The sequence below is a fragment of the Peptoniphilus lacrimalis DSM 7455 genome, assembly GCF_000378725.1.
Classification (GTDB): domain Bacteria; phylum Bacillota; class Clostridia; order Tissierellales; family Peptoniphilaceae; genus Peptoniphilus_A; species Peptoniphilus_A lacrimalis.
In genome coordinates, this window is sequence record NZ_KB900379.1 from 1 (window position 1) to 20,177 (window position 20,177).

Annotated in this window: 17 protein-coding genes and 2 pseudogenes; 17 read left to right on the forward strand and 2 right to left on the reverse strand. The window is 27.1% G+C overall.

Annotated features, from left to right (window positions below):
• Positions 1 to 354 precede the first annotated feature (354 nt).
• From F594_RS09690 to F594_RS0108800, 15 genes are all read left to right on the forward strand, one after another.
• On the forward strand, positions 355 to 510 hold the full coding sequence (locus F594_RS09690; RefSeq protein WP_155802180.1) for a hypothetical protein: 156 nt from the start codon (positions 355 to 357) through the stop codon (positions 508 to 510).
• A gap of 69 nt (positions 511 to 579) precedes the next feature.
• The gene (ltrA, locus tag F594_RS0108735; protein ID WP_019034340.1) at positions 580 to 2,250 is read left to right on the forward strand and encodes a group II intron reverse transcriptase/maturase; all 1,671 of its coding nucleotides are present in this window, start codon (positions 580 to 582) and stop codon (positions 2,248 to 2,250) included.
• A 133-nt stretch (positions 2,251 to 2,383) separates the two neighbouring features.
• Positions 2,384 to 3,712 carry a hypothetical protein gene (locus tag F594_RS0108740; RefSeq protein WP_019035316.1) on the forward strand — a complete coding sequence of 443 codons (1,329 nt, stop codon included), beginning with the start codon at positions 2,384 to 2,386 and terminating at the stop codon, positions 3,710 to 3,712.
• Positions 3,713 to 3,755: 43 nt separating this feature from the next.
• On the forward strand, positions 3,756 to 4,412 hold the full coding sequence (locus F594_RS0108745) for a hypothetical protein (RefSeq protein WP_019035317.1): 657 nt from the start codon (positions 3,756 to 3,758) through the stop codon (positions 4,410 to 4,412).
• Between the two features lie 334 nt (positions 4,413 to 4,746).
• Positions 4,747 to 6,294: a sensor histidine kinase gene (locus F594_RS0108750; protein ID WP_019035318.1), complete on the forward strand. Its 1,548-nt coding sequence runs from the start codon at positions 4,747 to 4,749 to the stop codon at positions 6,292 to 6,294.
• On the forward strand, positions 6,266 to 6,871 hold the full coding sequence (locus F594_RS0108755) for a response regulator transcription factor (protein WP_019035319.1): 606 nt from the start codon (positions 6,266 to 6,268) through the stop codon (positions 6,869 to 6,871). The genes F594_RS0108750 and F594_RS0108755 overlap by 29 nt, the downstream gene beginning before the upstream one ends.
• Positions 6,872 to 7,000: 129 nt before the next feature.
• Entirely contained in the window at positions 7,001 to 7,183 is a 183-nt protein-coding gene (locus tag F594_RS0108760) for a hypothetical protein (RefSeq protein ID WP_019035320.1), read from the forward strand.
• Positions 7,170 to 9,359 carry a radical SAM peptide maturase, CXXX-repeat target family gene (locus F594_RS0108765; RefSeq protein ID WP_019035321.1) on the forward strand — a complete coding sequence of 730 codons (2,190 nt, stop codon included), beginning with the start codon at positions 7,170 to 7,172 and terminating at the stop codon, positions 9,357 to 9,359. Before F594_RS0108760 ends, F594_RS0108765 begins: the two co-directional genes overlap by 14 nt.
• 1 nt (position 9,360) lies before the next feature.
• Positions 9,361 to 9,627 carry a CXXX repeat peptide modification system protein gene (locus tag F594_RS0108770; RefSeq protein WP_019035322.1) on the forward strand — a complete coding sequence of 89 codons (267 nt, stop codon included), beginning with the start codon at positions 9,361 to 9,363 and terminating at the stop codon, positions 9,625 to 9,627.
• The gene (locus tag F594_RS0108775; RefSeq protein ID WP_019035323.1) at positions 9,620 to 11,281 is read left to right on the forward strand and encodes an ABC transporter transmembrane domain-containing protein; all 1,662 of its coding nucleotides are present in this window, start codon (positions 9,620 to 9,622) and stop codon (positions 11,279 to 11,281) included. The genes F594_RS0108770 and F594_RS0108775 overlap by 8 nt, the downstream gene beginning before the upstream one ends.
• A gap of 306 nt (positions 11,282 to 11,587) precedes the next feature.
• A complete protein-coding gene (locus F594_RS0108780; protein ID WP_019035324.1) occupies positions 11,588 to 13,132 on the forward strand; it encodes a radical SAM protein in 1,545 nt (514 codons plus the stop codon).
• Between the two features lie 54 nt (positions 13,133 to 13,186).
• The gene (locus F594_RS0108785) at positions 13,187 to 13,387 is read left to right on the forward strand and encodes an Apre_1838 family putative sactipeptide bacteriocin (RefSeq protein WP_019035325.1); all 201 of its coding nucleotides are present in this window, start codon (positions 13,187 to 13,189) and stop codon (positions 13,385 to 13,387) included.
• 67 nt (positions 13,388 to 13,454) lie between these two features.
• Positions 13,455 to 14,324, forward strand: coding sequence for an ABC transporter ATP-binding protein (locus F594_RS0108790; protein WP_019035326.1), 870 nt, complete (start codon positions 13,455 to 13,457; stop codon positions 14,322 to 14,324).
• Positions 14,324 to 15,544: an ABC transporter permease gene (locus F594_RS0108795; RefSeq protein ID WP_019035327.1), complete on the forward strand. Its 1,221-nt coding sequence runs from the start codon at positions 14,324 to 14,326 to the stop codon at positions 15,542 to 15,544. The genes F594_RS0108790 and F594_RS0108795 overlap by 1 nt, the downstream gene beginning before the upstream one ends.
• 62 nt (positions 15,545 to 15,606) lie before the next feature.
• The gene (locus F594_RS0108800; protein ID WP_169501869.1) at positions 15,607 to 17,274 is read left to right on the forward strand and encodes an ATP-binding cassette domain-containing protein; all 1,668 of its coding nucleotides are present in this window, start codon (positions 15,607 to 15,609) and stop codon (positions 17,272 to 17,274) included.
• A gap of 516 nt (positions 17,275 to 17,790) precedes the next feature.
• Here F594_RS0108800 and F594_RS10075 read toward each other — a convergent pair.
• Both F594_RS10075 and F594_RS0108815 read right to left on the reverse strand, forming a co-directional pair.
• Positions 17,791 to 18,825: pseudogene (locus tag F594_RS10075) on the reverse strand (IS256 family transposase); the annotation flags it as partial.
• Between the two features lie 158 nt (positions 18,826 to 18,983).
• Positions 18,984 to 19,340 (reverse strand): annotated as a pseudogene (locus F594_RS0108815) (relaxase/mobilization nuclease domain-containing protein); the annotation flags it as partial.
• A 34-nt stretch (positions 19,341 to 19,374) separates the two neighbouring features.
• Between F594_RS0108815 and F594_RS09920 the strand changes: the two are divergent.
• Together F594_RS09920 and F594_RS0108820 are read left to right on the forward strand one after the other, a co-directional pair.
• On the forward strand, positions 19,375 to 19,536 hold the full coding sequence (locus tag F594_RS09920) for a hypothetical protein (protein WP_233428299.1): 162 nt from the start codon (positions 19,375 to 19,377) through the stop codon (positions 19,534 to 19,536).
• Positions 19,537 to 19,808: 272 nt separating this feature from the next.
• Entirely contained in the window at positions 19,809 to 20,162 is a 354-nt protein-coding gene (locus tag F594_RS0108820; RefSeq protein WP_019035330.1) for a hypothetical protein, read from the forward strand.
• Positions 20,163 to 20,177: the final 15 nt, after the last annotated feature.

A 20,177-nucleotide genomic window follows, 5' to 3' on the forward strand; every position in this document is an offset into this window, starting at 1 on the left:
TGGGTGCGACATGAAGTCGCTTAATTTAACTGTTTGGCATGATGACCAAACCAACTATTCCGTTAGTTGAGCCGAGTATCGACTGCACTTAGGTGTGGTAAGCCGATATTAAAGTAACCCTACTTGAGGTAAAACCGTGAGGAAATACCGAAACTGCCAGCAACAAGGTGGTTAGGGAGCGAGGCTTGATAATATGGCTAACATATGTGAACTACTGATAAATGTCGTTAAGGCGAACAGGCTAAAGTTGCTGATAAGCCTGAACCAAAATGGTGTGTAGTCGGATAATCCTTTCCATAGTGGGATTACACGGACAAAAAGACTACCGGCAGAGAGGTAGAGCCTAAGTTATCAATGTTAATTAAGTGGAACATGGTAAGCCTGTACTATTGCCATAAGGCAAGGCAAATCGTAAGAAATGCTGATAATGGTGCAGGTAAAGGAGAATGGAAAAAGCGAATGCCATCTTGTAATGAGATGGATAGGGGTTCAAAATTTGCCCTAACTTGAAAGAGTGCAGACTTCCATTTGGTTTTTAATCACAAGAGAACTTGTAGAATTTTTGAAAGGAGAAAGCAAATGAACAGTAAAATGTGTGCTACTACTAACAGAGCTAAAGACTGGGAAAGTATAGATTTTTCTCTAGCAGAAAGCTATGTTAAAAAACTACAAATGCGTATTGTGAAAGCGTGGAAAATGAGTAAATACGGAAAGGTAAAATCTTTACAACATTTACTCACAACTTCATTTTATGCAAAAGCCTTGGCTATTAAGAGGGTAACTGAAAATCAAGGCAAGAAAACAAGTGGTGTTGATGGTGAATTATGGCTAACATCACAGGCAAAGTATAAGGCGATAGAAAAGTTAAATTTAAAAGGATATAAACCTAAGCCTCTTAAAAGAGTGTATATACCAAAGAAAAATGGGAAGAAAAGACCTCTCAGCATTCCTACAATGACAGATAGAGCAATGCAAACCCTATATAAATTTGCACTTGAACCCATAGCAGAAACTACTGCTGACCCTAATTCTTATGGATTTAGGGCAAAAAGATGTACACAAGATGCTATCGAGCAGTGTTTTACATCACTTAATAAAAAGAAATCTGCAAAATGGGTACTTGAGGGAGATATAAAAGGTTGTTTTGATAATATAAGTCATGAATGGATATTAAATAATATTCCAATGAACAAGAAATTATTAAAACTTTGGCTTGAGTGTGGATATATAGAAAAACAAAAACTATTTACAACAGAAACAGGAAGTCCCCAAGGCTCGCCAATATCACCTATTATATCCAATATGGTATTAGATGGTTTAGAAAAAGCAATCAAAGAGAAATACCATAGAAGAACAGTAAATAAGAAAACATATTTCCCAAAGGTTAACTTTGTTAGATATGCAGATGATTTCATCGTTACAGGGGAAAGTGCAGAATTGCTTGAAAATGGTGTAAAGCCAATCATTGTAAAATTCTTGGCTGAAAGAGGTTTAGAATTATCAGAGGAAAAGACACTCATAACACATATAAATGACGGTTTTGATTTTCTTGGAGTTAATATTAGGATGTATAAAGATAAGTTGCTTACAAAACCATCTGATAAGAACTTCAAGGCTATTGTTGATAAAATCAGACGAATCATAAAAGATAATCCGTCAATGAAACAAGAAATTTTGATTAGAAAATTAAATCCAATCATTATAGGTTGGGTAAACTATCAGAAATATAATGTTTCATCTAAAGCCTTTGAAAAACTTGATTATGAAATATATAAAAGCTTGTGGACCTGGTGCGTTCGTAGACACCCAAAGAAAGGTAGAAAATGGATAGCTGAGAAATACTTCCATACCATTGGAAATAGAACTTGGACTTTCAGTGTAGCAACTGGCGACAAAATGGAAAATGGTGAGAAATACTATCTTCGTCTTAAATATGCTACAGACACTGATATTAAAAGATTTACCAAGATACAAGCTGAAGCAAATCCATTTGATGAAAATTGGCAAATATACTTTGAAGAAAGAGAAGAGTTAAAAATACGAAACGAACTTAAAGGACGTACAGTTATAAATAGACTGTATAAAATGCAAAATGGAATATGTCCTGTTTGTGGAGAGAAAATAACTATTGATACAGACTTTAGAGTACATCAAACAATTCAAAATAACATTACCCTTAAAACTTTAGTACACCCTTGGTGTCATAGAAAATTGCATATAAATGATGAAGAAAACACGCTGGCTCTTTAATTAGGGCTTATAAAAACTTGAGCCGTGTGAGGGGAAACTCTCATGCACGGTTCTTAGAGGGGAAAGGGATAGTAATATCCCCGACCTACTCGACCAGACAATAGAGAATAAGCAGAAATTCATTTCTCAAATTATGACCTCAAAAACTCCAGTAAGAGTTGCAGAAGATGTTGATGAAGCAAGCCTATCTTATTCAGAAATTAAGGCTTTAGCTACTGGAAATCCTTTAATTAAAGAAAAAATGGATTTAGATAACGAAGTTACAAAACTAAAAATGCTGGAAGCAAACTACAAGTCTAATAAATACAAGCTTGAAGATAAGGTAAATAAAATTTATCCTCAAAGTATTTTAAAAACTGAAATGGAAATACAAGCAGTTAAAGAAGATATTGCAAATGTTGAGAAATTAGGAGAAGGAGATAGCAAATTCACTTCAATCAGTATTGGAGAAAATAAAATTTTAGATAAGAAAGAAGCAGGAGATAAGCTATTAGAAGAAATAAAAAAAGTTAAGATAAATGATAGCAAGGTTATTGGTAAATATAGAAATTTAGACTTACAAGTTTCATATAACTTTATGACTAACACTCACACCTTTAAACTTCTAGGAAAAGCAGAATACTTCGGAGAGTTTTCAAACTCTACTGATGGTAATATAACAAGACTTGATAATGCCATTGAAAAAATGCCTGCAAGACTTGAAAGGTTAAATCAAAATCTTGAAAACTATAAAGAATCTTTAGAAAATGCCAAAGTAGAATTGACAAAACCATTTGAAAAAGCAGATGAGTTAAGGGATAAGATACTAAGACTAGCTGAGATTAATAAACTTTTAGATATGGGAGAAGTCGAAGAATTAGAAAACCAATCACCATTATTAGAAAATTTAAAGAGGGCGATAGTCGATTATTCTAACTACGAGTTTTCAGAATCTAATAGTTATGAAGACTTTGACAAACTATATCCTGATTTAAGCCATATAGGACTTGCCTATACAGAAACACCAGATGGGAAGCATTCTATTCAATATGAGGTAAATTTGGAAGAAAAAACTTGGACTCAGTATGTAGATAATATTGCTATTAGAACAGAATCTTTTGTAGAAGAAGATATATCTAATTCACAAGCTCTTAAAGATATGACTGAAGCCATAAAGATGTCAAGTTTTGATGACCTGGTATCAGTAGATGAAGAAGATTTAAAACAAGCTCTAGGACTAGAAATAGATGATGACGGAAACTTCTATGATCCACTAGCAAAAGATCTTGACAATGATGGAATACCAGATAGGTATGACAATGATTTTAAAGATAGTGATTACTTTGAATCAACTTATGATGTAGAGGATAATCTTCACGCCAGGGAAGAGAAACCATCAATATTGGGACAAATATCAAAATTCAAATCAGAAGAAGAAAAAGATAAAAACCAAGAAAAAAGTGAAAAAGGACAAGAACGATAGAGGAGGGCTAAAGGCTCTCCTTATTTAGTACAAGGAGGAAATTATGGAATACAAAGATATTAGAGAAAACTTAGAAGAAATGATGAATGATAACTATAAGGATTTTATAAAAGCACTTGTGAGCATAGAAAAAGGCGTTAATGACGAAAAGGCACTTGAAGAAGTCTATGTTTTATTTATGATCAAAGACACAACAGGTCTATTAAATGATGACTTTGACTATATGATTGATGATATGAAAGAACAAGGTAAGATTGTTGAAAATATCAGTGATATTGAAGAGAAAGACGACCTCATAAATCTTGTGGGGAATATAGCTGGCAAAGTAGAAAATCTTGAAAGAGAAAATGCTAATGGAGAAAAGTTTAAAGTAAGTAATTTTTCTATTGTTTCAAAAGATGACGATGGGAATAAAATTTATACCAATTGTTCAGCCTATGGAGATAAGACAAAAGATTTAGAGAATCTTAAACAAGGAGATTTTGTTAAAATATTTGGTCAAGTAAAAACAAGCATCGACAACAACGGAAAGGAACATAAGAATGTTCGTATTTTGTCTTCTAAGCTCTTAAAAGCAAAAGAACAAGTAAAGAGTCAAGATAAAGATAAAAAGTCCATATTAGGGCAAATAAAAAGCTCTAAGACAGATGACAAAACTAAATCTAATAAGAAAGACCATAGCAAAGGCGCAGAGAGATAAATATCGGCAGTCTTCGGGCTGCCTTTATTTTTTGTTGAATAAACAATGATTATTCAAGTATTAGTTGAATATTTTAAAAATATATGTTTAATATTTTACAAATATATGCTTAATACACAAAAGTTAGCTGAGATTTATTATTGATAAGGTTACAATAAATAAAAGAGTAAAAAATAACTAGAAGCAGTAGGTAGAATAACAGATACTAAAATAACTAATTTATACTGAGATATAGTATATAATAATATTAGAAGAATATTGATATAAAATCATGTATCGTCTATATCATAGAGTTACGATTATTTGTGTTTATCAACATTTATAAGGAAAAATTATGAAAAGAAAAGATTTAATTTTGATTGCTCATATTATATTACAAATTGTTTTGTTCATACCTATAATTCCTTTTATAAAGTATTATCAACAAAAAGATATAGGAATTATAATAATAATTTTGCTGAGTATTGTAAATTTTATTTCGTATGTTATTACAATATTAAATTCTGATAAAAAATTCATTTTAAAGCATAGTATTCTAATTATCCTATTTATAATATTTATGTGTATAGAAGATACAATACTAATTAATTTACAAACAGGAAAACACATAGAATTAGTCATATATAGCTTATTATTGTTAGAAAATTTAGCCTTGATATATTCAACGTATAAGTTAAGTATTAAAAAACTAATTATAACTATTATTATTTTTATGTCAGCTTTAACAATAAATTATAATTATTCATTATCCAATTTTATATATAAATATGTAGTTATTCTTTTATTAATGAGTCCTAGTATTTCTTATGTATTAGATAGAAAAATAAGACATAATAATAGAAGGGTAATTTTATATTTACAAATATGTTTTATTATTTCTTTTTGTATTTATAAGAAAATCAATAGTATTGAGAATGTTTCAATTAGTGAGTACCTACTATTATCAATTATATCAATGGAGTCGGTATTACTATATAAAATTATGATAACGGATGTAAGTAAAGGATTAGCATTATTTATCAAAGCCATGAGGAACCTATTTTTAGGTTATATTGTTTTATTTGTATTGCTATATTTAGTTGGTATTTCTGTAGTAGATATTACTTTATTATCTTTTTACTTTTTTATATATTTAGCAGAATTTAGAAGTTATAAGGAATATAAGAAACATCAAAGTGTTACTTTTGATGAATTATTAGATGGTTATTATGTTGAAATATATAGAAACAGAGAAATTGAAAGACTTAATATTTTAAAAATTCAGACATTTTTACATGATGATATACTTCAAATTATAATAGCTATACGTAGATGGATTGAAGATAATTTGTCAGGTTCAGATAAAAATTATATATTACAGAATTTAGATAAATTGAATGATTTAATTCGACATGAAATTGATTCATTTAACCCTAAGATTAAAGAGTACAGTTCTTTGTATGATGCATATAATAAACTTATATCAGATCTAGAAGATATGTATTTAAGTAAACAGATGCTTATTGAATTTGAATGTAAAAAAGATATTGAACTTTCATCACCTTATGATGAGCTAGTATATAAATGTATTAATGAGTTATTAATAAATGCGTTTAAGCATTCTAAAGGTTACAACACTAATATTAATCTGAAAGTAGAAAAAAATATAATTTACTTAACAGTTACAAACGTTGGAGATTATATAAAAGATAAAGATAAAATTAAAGAAGGCAATATAGGATTAAATATTCTAAGATTGAATTTAAAACAATACAGAGGGGTATTTGAATATGAAATATTTAAAAATAATGAAGAATTAGAAGAATCGTATGTGCAATTTAAAATAAAAATTCCATTAGATAGGAGAGTTGTAAATGAAAATTTTGTTAATAGAAGATCATAAAATGGTAGCTACTTCTTTAAAAATGAGTTTAGAAACAGAACAATCTATTTCTGTAGATATAATAGATCGTATTGAAAAAATTAATACAGATAAATCAATTCTTAGTTATGACCTATTACTTATAGATATTAACTTAACGGGTATTGAAGGAACAGTAAATGGATTAGATTTAGCTGAAAGATTGATAGAAGATTATAGAGATATAAAAATTGTTATTCTAACTGCATATAAATTAGAATTCTATATAAAACGAGCTAAAGAAATAGGATGTAGAGGATTTATTTCTAAAGAAGAGGATACTAAAAAGTTAATACAATATATTAAAAGTATTGTAGAAGAAGATGAAATAATATTTCCTGAAGAAAATTATATGTTAGAATCGTTGACAAAATATGAATTAAAAATAGTGAGATTGTATTCAAATGGTATGTCTAGGAAAGAACTAGCTAAAGAACTTAATACAAATGTTAGAAGTTTAGCGGTATCTTTATCTAGAATATATCAAAAATTAAATGTTAGAAATTATCAAGAAATGATAGACAAGGTAAGAGAACTAGGTTATGTAGATTCATTTTGACAGCTGAGCATTAGGATTTAAAAATTCTAATGCTTTTTTTATTCACAAAAGTTAGCTGAAATGAAAGTTAAAAAAATATAAAATTAAAGAAAAAGTAAAGGATTAATAATAATTGAAGGTGATAAAGTAATGAATTATTCAAGTAAACTAAAAAATAATATGGCAGGAAGAGAAATTACTCCTTTTAATGTGTGTAAATTATCATGTACTAATACTTGTAGGTATAGTTGTACAGCAAAAAATGCTGCTAAGCACCCTAAATATTCACATAGTGCATTTGATAATAATTTAAATAAAGATGATAGAAAATAAGACGACCTATAAACTTGGAAAAGAAATTAATATTTGGAAAGATGGTCTTGCTCAGACATTAACTTTTATTGTAACTGAAGATTGTAATCTGAGATGTAGTTATTGTTATATTAAACATAAATCTTCAAATAAGAAAATGTCATTTGATGTAGCTAAGAAATTTATTGATTATGTACTATCAGAAGAAATAATAAGACCCAAAGGAGTTATATTAGATTTTATAGGTGGAGAGCCACTACTTGAAATAAAATTAATAGATCAAATATGTGATTACTTTAAACTAAAAACATATTTACTAAATGATGAATGGTATTGGGATTATAGGATTAATATAACGACAAATGGGGTTAATTATGCTAGTAAAGAAGTACAAGATTTTATAAAGAAAAATCAAGGAAAACTCGAAATTGCAATTACGTTGGATGGGATAAAAGAAAAACATGATATGCACAGAGTTTTCCCAAATGGAAAGGGTTCTTATGATGAAATAATCAAAAACATAGAATTGTATAAAAATCAATTTCAAGCATCCACCAAAGTTACTTTTTCAAGTAAAGATTTAAAATATTTAAAAGATAGCATAATTCATTTATGGGAATTAGGGATATTTGATGTAGCAGCAAATGTAGTATTTGAAGACGTTTGGGAAGACGGAGACGATAAAATTTTTGAGGATCAATTAATAGAGTTGGCAGACTATATAATTGAAAATAAGCTATTTGATAAATATTCTTGTACTTTATTTGATGAATCTATAGGTTTTCCAAATAGTAGAGAAATATTAGAAACAGCTTCTTGTGGTGCTGGAAAGATGATAGCAGTAGGACCTGATGGATCATTGTATCCATGTATGAGATATAAAGATTATTCGCTTAACAATAAAAAAGAAGTTGTAATTGGTGATGTGGTAAATGGTATAGATTTTGATAAAATAAGACCTTATTATCTGTTAAATACAAAACTTCAATCTGATGAAGAGTGTCTTAACTGTAGAATTGCAAGTGGATGCACTTCATGTTTTGGTCATAATTATGATTCTGCATATAGTAACACAAATTTTCAAAAAGCAAAGTATATTTGTAAAATGCATAAAGCAAGAGTAAGAGCAAATAACTACTACTTTGCAGAACTACATAATAGGTATGGAATTGAAAGAGAGATTAATAACGAAGAAAGAGATAAACTGTATTTTTTGTTGTCTAATTCGACTGTAAAAACTTGTGCTAGTAGTGAAAATAGAAGTGGATCTACTATTATGTCTAATGAAACAATAATGCAAGGATTAGAATATGCTAAAAATAATTTTCTAAGACCAGTATTCATACATAGCAATAATGGACTCAATTTAAATTTCAAAGAGATAGACTTAAAAGGACATAATATTTTTCACTATTGCTCAATAAGAAATCAAGATAGTATAAGAAAAATAACTAATAACTATATTCTTACAATTGAATATCCTAATGATGAAGAGTTTGTAAGAAATATGAAGTTAGAAGAAAATATAATATTAAATATATCATCTGATCATTTAAATGATATGGAGAATTTTGTAAAAAAATTATTCAATAAGACTAACAGGATTAATCTAAATATATTAGATTTTGATAAACGATTTGATTTCATCCTATATGAAAAACAACTAAAGAATATTTCTGATTATATTTATTACGAATATGTGAATAAAGGAATAATTAAAGAACTAAATGTAATAACTGATGAATTGTTTATGAAAGAAAAAGAAATATGTGATAGCGGATTGAATTCTTATACCCTTGCAAGTAACGAAAAGTTTTATGTTTGTCCAGAATTTTACTTTAATTTTCCTTTGGATTATATCGGAAGCTTAAACGATGGAATAAAAGAGAAATACAATAGACATTTATACTCTGAAGAATATTCTCCACTTTGCAATAAATGCAGTGTTTGTCATTGTAATTCTTGTAGTTTTGAAAATTATATAAATACAAATGAAGTTAATATACCTTCTAAAAATTCATGTGTAAAATCTAGTGTTGAATATATAGTATCTTATGAATTACAGAAAAAATTATCAGAATTAATGGAGTTTGATAGATATATAAAGCCACTAAATTATTTAGATCCATTTGTTGATGTTTTAGGAAAAAATCCTGTAAATGGAATTTTAAACAAAAAATACTTGGAGGATAACTAAGTTGAAAGAAGTTGGAACATTAACACAGGAAGAAAGTAGAAATTTAGAAAAGCTTCTTGAAAAGAAAATAGCCTTAGAAAACTTGTTGAAAATCTTATCGGAAAGTCAAGAAGTTTATAAAAAAGTAGATAGAGATTATAAAAACATAGTAGAAGAATATGAAAAATGGTGGAGAGATACATCCGATAAATATATTTGGGAAAGTACTGAAAATTCTTTTTGGTCAATTGATTTTAAATCTAGGAAAGTATATTTAGTAGATGAATAATATGTTTGATTGGAGTGAACACAAAAAAATAATTGATAAATTTATATTACCACAGAAAAAGAAAATTATATATTTAATAATAGTCATACTATTAGGAATAATAGCGAGTATGGCGATTCCTTATGTATTTGGGAAAATTATTGATTTAATAGTAATAAAAGATTTGCAATTAGTGTTAAAGTTTATTATCATAAGCCTATTTTTAAATATATTTCAAAGTTTAAGCAGTGTTTTGGAGGAATGGATAGGAAATATATTATCTATAGATTGTTCAAATAGTATAAAAGAAGCGATATTCTCTAAAATTTTAGATACAAGATATGAATTTTTAAATTCGTATGGTGAAGGAGAACTTGTAAGTAGAATAGAAAATACAGGTGATAAAATAGTCGGTTTCTATATAGATTTATTTTCAAGCATAGTTATGATTATGTTTAGCATCATTATATCTGCTTATATTATGATTAGGATATCATTAAAGTTATTTATAATTGCGATTATATTACTTCCATTGACCTACGGAATTAACTATATATTCAAAAATACTATTATTAGTAAACAAAGAGACTATATAGCAAAATTAGATGTATATTCTGATTATCTAATAGATACGATTTCAAACTTAACTGGAATAAAACTAAATAATCTGGAAAAAACATTTAAAGAAAATTATAAAGAAAAGCTTCAGGATTTAAAAAATGTATCTATGTCTAATTTGAAAATAAATATGACCGTAACGAGTTTACAAGATTTGATAACTATTATTTTAAGTTCTCTAATATTATTCATTTCAGCAAAATTAATAATATTAGGAAATTTGACATTGGGCAACATAGTTGCCTTTAGTAGTTATATGGAAAAGTTGCATTCGTCAATTAAAAAAATTTGTGATTTAAACTTTTCTTTTAATGAAGTTATTGTAGATTTAGAACGATATAAGAAAATTATTGATCATGACAGTGAAAAGAAAATTGATGGAAAGAAATTGTCAAAAGTAACTAGCCTTAAATTTAAAAATGTTTCATTCAAATATGATGATGAATACATATTGAAAGATTTTTCATTTGAAATATCGAAGCCTGGTTTATATGCGATAGTTGGAGAAAATGGATCAGGTAAAACAACAATATTTAATCTAATAAGTAAACTTTATACTAATTACAAAGGAGAAATTTTAATAAATGGTAATGAGATAAGTGACTATAAGGATGAGGATTTAAGAAATAAAGTTTTGTTTATAGAAAGTAAACCATTCATATTACGTGAAAACCTAAATTCTAATATAACATTACCAGTGAAAAAGAATGTGTATGAACCATATTTAGAAGAAATAATTCAATTCTTAGAATTAGAAAGAATTGAAAAATATAGTACTAAAAATTTTAAAGAAACTTTATCAAAAGGAGAACAACAAAAAATACAGTTAGCGAGACTGTTGATTAGTAAGCAACCTTTGATTTTATTAGATGAAGCTTTATCTGGTTTAGATAAAGAAATGAAGAAAAAAGTAATTTCTATAATAAAAGAAAGAAGTAAAGATAAAATTATAGTAATAATTTCTCATGACCATGAAATACAAAAAGTATGTAATGAAATAATTTTAATGCCTGATAAAAATTCTTTAATAAAAAACAAAAACATTCACAAAAGTTAGCTGAAATATATTTAATCCTAATATAATATTAGATTAAAGAGCTAATATAACATTAGATTAAAGAGAGAGAGAAAAATAAATTTAATATAATAATATAATCAGCGTAATTTAAACTAGTGATGACTTACAAAGAAGCTAGAGATAATAATGGAAATTGCTATGGATAAATTAATAAAGATTTTAAATTAGGAAACAAACATTATTATTCAAGTAATTGTTTAAAGTTAGCACAAATTCTTTAAAATATATAAGCAAATGATAATTAAAAAATAAAATTTGAACTTATAATTAGATAGGAGGGAGTTTATGATAAGTAGTGAGCTCATTGATTATTTTGATAAGATTAAGGATTTTAAGAGATTGTGCAGGGTATTTAAAACTAGAAGAAAATTTTATTTTTATGATGTAGGAACTGGTAAAATATTTGAAATTTCAAAGGATATGTACTCCATAATTGAAGAGTTAATTGAGGGGAAAAATGCTAAAGATGTGTTGTCCTCACATAACGAAGTTGGTGTATCTAATTTATCTGAGTTAAAAAATACAATAGATACAGAAAACATTCTCCAAGCACCTATATTAGAAGATTTTGTTAAACCTAATGTTAGAAATGTTATAAGTTCAGAACGTCAACAACTTATACTTGAGGTGACAGAAAGTTGCAATATGAGGTGTAAATATTGTTATTATAATGAAAATGGTGGCGGATATAGAACTTTTGGAAGTAAATTTATGACTTTTGAAATAGCAAAAGCTGCTATCGATGAATTTTTAAAAACAACAGAACGAGATGATGTTAGCATATCATTTTATGGAGGTGAACCATTATTAAATTATAAACTCATCAAGAATTGTATAGAATATATAAATAATAATTATCCAAATAAAAAAATTCTATATGCTATGACAACTAATGGAACATTAATAACCGATAGTATCGCAAAATTTTTTTCTAAATTACCAAATGTTTTAATTACTATTAGCTTAGATGGCCCTAAAGAAATGCATGATAAATACAGAGTTTTTACAAATGGAAAAGGAACTTATGATAACACAATAAGAGGTATAGAAAAATTAGTTAAAAATTTTGGAACTAGAGCAGGAGAATGTTTATCAATAAATACTGTTTTACCAGAATATGACGAAGAAGATTTAGATAGGATAGATGACTATTTTAATAAGTGTAGAATACTGCCAAAAGAAGTGGGTCATACATCATCATTTGTATCTAAAGGAAATGTAGAGTTTGAATATGAAGGTGTTGATGGATCAACAGAACGTTATGCAAGAGAAAAGAGCTTTAATAATAGAAGATTTTTAGATCCTCTATATTCATGGGCTACAGAAGAATTTTATGATGAGAAATCTGATAGCGAGTTTGAAATAAAAGCAATAGCTAAAGAGAACTTAATAAAAGATTTAGCTATAATTCATAGAAGAAGTATAACTGAAAACCCAATGCAGAAATATTATATGAATGGTTGTTGTATTCCGGGAAGTAGAAGATATTATGTAACTACTGAAGGTGAATATTTAATATGCGAAAGATTGGGAGCATCTCCCAATATAGGTAATATAAAAACTGGATTAGATGCAGAAAGAATTAATAAGTATTACATAGAGCAATATGATAAGTTTGCAAAGCAATTTTGTAAAAAATGTTGGGCTATACATTTATGTTCTTTATGTTATATGAATTGTTATGATGAAAAAGGAATTAATTTAAAATATAGACATAAACATTGTATTGCTGCAAGAATTGCAATTGAAAAAGATTTAATACTATATCATGAATTTCTCGAATCAAATAGCGAAATCATAAATCAAATAAATTCTGTTCAATTCACTTAATTGTGTTTTGATAAATTGTCTAGACAAATAAAAAATCAAAAGGAGGATGTAATTATGAAACTTATCAACCCATTAGGACGTAAGCCAGGGGACGGAGTGAAACCATTGTCATGTATGTGTTCAAATACTTATGCTACAACTCGTGGTGAAGATCGTTGTTTTAAATGTGGGTGTAGTTGTTCTAGTCCAAAACACAGCGCTGCTAACTCAAGCGAAGCATTTTGGACTGTAAGAGGGTCAGGCGATATAGAATAAGTCTAACAGAATAAGAGGAATTGTATTTCCTCTTATTCTGTTAGACTTATTAAAAAAAGAGGTTAATATGAATTTGGAGCTAAAAGGAATATCAAAATCTTATGGTAATGCCAGAGTAATCGATGAAATAAATATTGAGATTAACAATGGCATATATGCTTTGTTAGGGCATAATGGGGCAGGTAAATCCACTGTTATAAAAATTTTATTAGGACTACTATTACAAGATAAAGGGAAAGTTATATATAATTCTAAATCTAACACAAAAGGATCGGTTTATGATTATCCTTTAGGATATGTTCCACAAAAAGGTGGACTAGATGAATTACAAACAGTTAGAGATTTTTTAACATATGTTGGTTGCTATAAAGGAATGAGGATAAAAGAAATAGAAAGAGATATTAACTTTTTTTCAGATTTATTTAATTTTAATAAATATTTAAATGTAAAAATAAAAAAATTATCTGGAGGTACAAAACAAAAAGTTAAAATAACACAAGCTTTTTTAAATAATCCTAAGTTAGTGGTGTTAGATGAGCCCTCTGTTGGTTTAGATATATATGAGAGGAAAAAGTTAAAAGAATTTTTATCAAAGTATGGTGAAAATAATACAGTTATAATATCGACCCATATAATATCAGATATAGATTATATCGCTAATAATATTATTATACTGAAAAATGGAAAAATAATAATTCAAGGGAAAACAGAAGATTTAATAAATCAAATTCCAAAAAATGTGTACAAAATTAAAGGAACTGAAAAACAAATAGATGAATTTATAAGTAAAAATAATGTACTTGTTATGAATAGAAGTTATGAAAATTCAAATATTAATGTTTTAAGATTTATGTCAGAACGAGATTTTGGAATAGACAATATTACAAATGTTACATTTGAAGATATATATACTTATTATCAAAAGGTGGGTGGATGATGTTTATATTTTTTAATGAATTAAAAAATACATTTAATAAAAAAAGTATTATTGTTATTTTATTTTGTGCATTACTTAGTTTATTAGTGGCACTTTTTGCATACAATAAATCTCTATATACTGGAGAAATAATAGATAATGAGTACAAAGAAATATATGGAAATAAAGCAATTAAACAAGTTCTTTCCTACCCTGATAAGTACTATGGGTACTTAGATAATGAAAAATTAACAGAAGCTGCAAAGAGTCATAACGAAAACGTTGATAGGAATTCAAAAAGATCAAAACCTGTATATGAGAATTTAATTAATAGTGATGCTACTAGCATGATTTATAGTTTTTTATATATAAATGCAAATAGAGAAAAGCCTTTAGTTGAATGGAAAGATGACGCCTACATTCCTATGAATATTCCTAAAAATTTTTATAAACTAAGGAATGAGGAGGTTTTACAACAAGCGTCAAAAATAAACGCTACTGATAAAGTTGAAAAAATGGAAGAAGAGCTAAATATTCCTTTTTATATTGATCAAACAGCGTCATTTTGGAGAACTATATTGGAGTTTTTAACGGTTTTAATTATAGCATCTATGTTTATATCAGTAATTATGACAGCACAAAGCTTTTCTGAAACATTTGAAAATGGAGTAAGGGAGATTATTATTATGTCAGAAGAAGGTAAAAAATATTTTGCCAAATATAGAATTCTTAGTACTTTGATATATTCTACTGTAGTTTATTCTGCAACTGCAGTTCCATATTTATGTTATATGTTTCTAAAAATTGGTGTTAGAGGATTAAAAACAGATTTTCAATTTATTTCGCTTTTCTCTTCCATAAATGCAAATATAGGACAAGTTATTTTATATTATATGTTTGCTGCTTGGATGGGAATATTATCTATGGTATGTCTTTCATTATTTCTATCTTCTTTGTTAAAAAAATCGTATGCTACTGGAATCGTATCAATTCTAATGATAATAATAACATATGTAAATAACATATTTTTTAGAGATGGTAAAAATACATTCATTAATAAGATTTTAAGTATAACACCTATGAATAGTCCAGAATATATATTTATTTTTTCTAAAAATCAGTTCTTAAATTTATTTGGATTATTAGTTAATTTAGCAATAGCAACTATAATTATTTATCTGATATATATAACGGTATTTTCTATATTATCAGCTAAAGTATATAAAAGAATACAAAAATGATGGTTAAGAGCATAACAAAATCACTTATATTAACTTATAAATATTCTAAGAAGTTATTTATTTTGAATATTTTAATTACAGTTGTATCAGGAACTAGTGGATATTTACTTATATTAGCAAACAGAATATTGTTAAATAGCATACAGCATTATTTACAAGATAAAATTATTCGATTATTATTTTTAGGATTAATAGATTATGCATTAATAAATTTTTTTATAGTTACGATTAAATTTATTAAACAGTATTTTTTATCTAAACAAAGAGTTATTATACAAGCTAAGTTGGATTTTCAAACTATGGAAAAGAATGGAGTGTTTCAGCTAGAAGATTATGAAAACAATGAAATATATTCTTTAATTCAATCTGGAAATCAGTTAGGAAAGCAAAAAATTTTAGAAATATATATAGGATTTATTAAAATATTAGAGATGCTCATTTCGATATTTATGTGCTCATTTATGATGTTAAGCTTGTCTCCTGATTGGTGGATTTTTATAGTATTTTTATTTCCTGTGATTAAGTTATTAATAGATATATATGTAGGTAAAATAAACTATAAAAAAGAAAAAAGTCAAATAGAGCCATTTAGAAGGATAAGTTATATTAACTATTTGACATCAAATGATATAGCAAAGAAAGAGATGATAACTTACAGATTTTTTAGTTATTGGTTTGAAAAATTTAAAGCGATTAGGGTTAAGATAACGGAACAAGATATAAAAATTTTAAAGAAAACTAGTGCTTTAATATTTATAGTAAATATAATAGAAACTACTGTGTATATACTTATAATTGGAATAGTTGTTTTAAAAAGAATAGCTTTGAATTTAATCGGAGATGTATTTGCATATATTGATACTATAATGATGATTCAAAATAACACAACTGAATTACTTTCATTTTTTTCAGATTTGTATAAAGATTCTTTATATGCATTTAATTATTTTGAGTTTATTAATAAAAATATAAGTAACAGCGGAGGAACATTAAAATTAGGGGAAATAGACAGTATCGATTTCAAAAATTTAATTTATAATTATCCTAATAAATATTTTGATCTTAAGATAGATGATTTAAAAATTGAGAAAGGGAAACCTACTATAATTTTGGGGAAAAATGGTTCAGGGAAAACTACTTTAATAAAAATGCTATCGAATCTTTATAATAATTACAATGGAGATATACTTATAAATGAGGTTACTTCATTGAGAAAGATAGATTGTAATGATTATTATGATAATATTTCGGTATTGTTTCAAGACTTTAACAAATATGAAGCTACTTTAAGAGAAAATATAGCCATGTCAAATACACATGTATTTGAAGATGAGAGAATAATGAGATATATTGATAAAGTAAAAATGAAAAAAATAGTAGAAGGACTTGACGATAAACTTGATACTATGATGGGGAATTGGTTTGGAAATACTGTATTTTCAGGAGGGCAATGGCAACGTATTGCAATCATAAGATGTCTATTAAAAGAAGCTCAGATTTATATTTTAGATGAGCCAACCTCCGCTTTAGATAAAACTTTTGAAAAAGATTTTTTTGGGCTTCTAAAAGAATTAATGAAAGATAAAATATGTGTAATAGTAATCCATAAGTTGACTTCCGAGATTATAAAATTAAATCCATACATAGTTATTTTAGAGAATGGAGAGATAAAATATAAGGGCAGTATTCAAGCTATTGATCAAAAATTATTATTTGATTATATTGAATGAGATATGGAAATTTAAAATGAAACTATCAAAATGTTTGCATATGAAAAGTCTTCCTGATTGAATAAAACTAAACCAACTAGGAAGATTTTTATGTAGATGAAAAAATTAAGAATGCAGCTAAACACGATATTTAAAATGTTAATTTAGTATTACCAACTTACAATGGACAAGACATACAATTAGAACTAAAAGTTCTCTTGTGGTCGCCTAATAATTAATTATTACAGGGGTAGTGTGAAAAGTTTTGTGTATCAGCCCTCATGATAGGATGTGGCTGATATTTTTTTGTTGAAAAATATCTTAAAATTAAATATATTCAAAAATTAACTTTTATGAATCTTTGTAAGCTAATTTTGGCACAAGGAAATTAAAAGGTCAAGATTTTGAAATCTACCTTTTCTGCCTAATTGCTTTTTAAAAATTTGAAGATTTTGTCAAGGGTTGGTCGAAGACCAAGGCGCAGCCTTTACCCTTGACCGGAATTCTCAAATTTTTTATTTTTTTTGTGGCAGAAAATTAGATTCTGCCTTCAAAGTATATTGTTAGCTGAGATAATATTTGATCCCATCCACGGATTCTTGATGTCCGCTTGCTTGATGCATCTACCATTGCAAGGTACAAGCTTTTTTGTAGTGCATAGTCATTTGGAAATATGGTCTTATTTTTTGTAACTTTCCTTAGCTGTCTATTGAAGTTTTCCATGGCATTTGTTGTGTATATTAGTTTCCTTATACATTCTGGATATTTGAAATATGTGGATAATTCTGCCCAGTTGTTCCTCCGTGAGCTTACACACATTGGATATTTTTTGACCCATTTATCTTCAAAGATATCTAAATTAGTTAGGGCAAGCTCTTCTGTTGGTGCTTTGTAGACTGTTTTTAAGTCTTTCATTAGTTCTTTTATATCTTTGTATGATACATATTTTGTGGAGTTTCTTATTTGGTGTATTATACATTTTTGCTTGTGCCCTTTGGGTGTATTTCTGATTTCGGATAGACTGCTTCTATTGCTTTGCTAAATCCTGGTAGGTTATCTGTTGAGAATATGAATACATCTTCTAGTCCTCTTTCTTTTAATTGATTTAAGATTAAAAGCCAGTATTTGCTTGATTCATTTTCGCCGACCCCACAATGCCTAGTATTTCTTTAAATCCTTCTAAATTGTATCCTAGAGCTACATAGACTGCTTTTTTTACTACTATATTGTTTTCTCTTACATGGTAGTGTATAGCATCTAAGAATACCATTGGGTATAGTCGTTCTAATGGTCTATTTTGCCATTCTTCTATGGTTGGTAGTATTTTATTTGTTATTTTACTTACCATTGATTCTGATATGCCGAAACCATAGATATCTTTGATATGACTTGATATATCTCTTGTTGTCATACCTTTTGCATACATTGATATTATCTGATTTTCTACGTTAGATATGTCTTTTTCACTTGTGCCCTATGGGTATATTTCTTTAATACTTGTGGTTCAAAAGATCCTTCTCTATCTCTTGGTATGTCTAGATCTATATTTAAGTACGATGATTTGACTATTTTTGGTTGATATTTTTCGATTAACATTTTTTATATTTTGTTAGGCATTGTTTATGGTCTTTTCCTTGGCATAAAAATTCTTCCTGATTAGATTTTCTTTACCCTAGTCAGGAGGTTTCTATACATAAAATTTTACACAGTCTCATTATAGAAGTTATATTCTATCTTTCCACATCTATCCCATAATATTTTTTATAATTTTTCTCACACTGAACAAGATAAGATAATTGTTCTTTATTCAAAGAATATTCTTGCATAAGGGTATTCTTTTTTTCTTGTAATTCATCAAGTTTGGATAGTATTTCTTTTGTATTTGGTAGCTTTTTATAGTTTTCTAAGATTTCTTTAGCGGCTATTTTATAGACGGAAAGTTCGCTATAATATTCTTCTGCAAATTGCTTATCTTCAGGATTTTTCTTGTGGTATTTATATATTTCACGATACTTATTTATAGTATTTATATTTTCCATATCTTGAGATAAACTCTTCATTTCAGTTTCAATCTTCTTTATTTTATCAAAAGATACACTGTCTAAAGGAGAACAACAAAAAATACAACTAGCGAGGTTATTACTTAACGAATATTCTCTAATTTTATTGGATGAGTGTTTTTCAGCTTTTGATGAAGTGACTAAAAAAACAGTAATATCAGAATTAAAGAAAAAAAGAAAAAAAGTATTATTATCATTATTTCACATGATTCAGAAATTATAAAGGGCTGTGGTAAAACTTTATTTATATTGAAAAAATAGGATAAGATGATGTAATGGATATGCGCTACAATTTTCAATATTTAGAAATATAAATCATGTACAAAATAAAAATATTCACAAAAGTTAGCTGTAATATATTGATAAGTATAATAAAATTTTACTAAATTAAAGTTTGTAATTAGATATCAATAATAATTAAAGTGAACAATGGGGGCGTAATATATGGAAATTTTAATTAGAAATAAAGATGACTAAAAAAATTTGTTTTATATTATGATTGTATGTGTATTGATTTTTGTTGGGATTTTTATATTTATTAATAATAAAGCACCTGAAAATAACTCACTAGTAAATTCAGCAAATGTTGAACAATATTTTTCTGAGGTTAATATTCCAAATCTTAAATATTCAAATGATAAATTAACATATAATGGCAATCTAGTAAAAGGTTTTTTTGATCCTATAGAAGTTGCAAAAAAGAATGGTAGATATGTTGGTTTTGTTTATTCAAATAATGATTCTGGTGATGGAATACTTTTGATTGTCCGTAGAGATGAAAAAAATAAAATTATAGGGGTTGAGGAAATTACTCAAGAACGTTTAACTAAAGACGTGTTGGGAAATTAAAAACTTAATAATTGT

Coding starts and splice junctions, on each gene's coding strand:
- F594_RS09690 (WP_155802180.1), top strand. CDS start 355: ATGTTAATTAAGTGGAACATGGTAAGCCTGTACTATTGCCATAAGGCA.
- ltrA (WP_019034340.1), top strand. CDS start 580: ATGAACAGTAAAATGTGTGCTACTACTAACAGAGCTAAAGACTGGGAA.
- F594_RS0108740 (WP_019035316.1), top strand. CDS start 2,384: ATGACCTCAAAAACTCCAGTAAGAGTTGCAGAAGATGTTGATGAAGCA.
- F594_RS0108745 (WP_019035317.1), top strand. CDS start 3,756: ATGGAATACAAAGATATTAGAGAAAACTTAGAAGAAATGATGAATGAT.
- F594_RS0108750 (WP_019035318.1), top strand. CDS start 4,747: ATGAAAAGAAAAGATTTAATTTTGATTGCTCATATTATATTACAAATT.
- F594_RS0108755 (WP_019035319.1), top strand. CDS start 6,266: ATGAAAATTTTGTTAATAGAAGATCATAAAATGGTAGCTACTTCTTTA.
- F594_RS0108760 (WP_019035320.1), top strand. CDS start 7,001: ATGAATTATTCAAGTAAACTAAAAAATAATATGGCAGGAAGAGAAATT.
- F594_RS0108765 (WP_019035321.1), top strand. CDS start 7,170: ATGATAGAAAATAAGACGACCTATAAACTTGGAAAAGAAATTAATATT.
- F594_RS0108775 (WP_019035323.1), top strand. CDS start 9,620: ATGAATAATATGTTTGATTGGAGTGAACACAAAAAAATAATTGATAAA.
- F594_RS0108780 (WP_019035324.1), top strand. CDS start 11,588: ATGATAAGTAGTGAGCTCATTGATTATTTTGATAAGATTAAGGATTTT.
- F594_RS0108785 (WP_019035325.1), top strand. CDS start 13,187: ATGAAACTTATCAACCCATTAGGACGTAAGCCAGGGGACGGAGTGAAA.
- F594_RS0108790 (WP_019035326.1), top strand. CDS start 13,455: ATGAATTTGGAGCTAAAAGGAATATCAAAATCTTATGGTAATGCCAGA.
- F594_RS0108795 (WP_019035327.1), top strand. CDS start 14,324: ATGTTTATATTTTTTAATGAATTAAAAAATACATTTAATAAAAAAAGT.
- F594_RS0108820 (WP_019035330.1), top strand. CDS start 19,809: ATGATTGTATGTGTATTGATTTTTGTTGGGATTTTTATATTTATTAAT.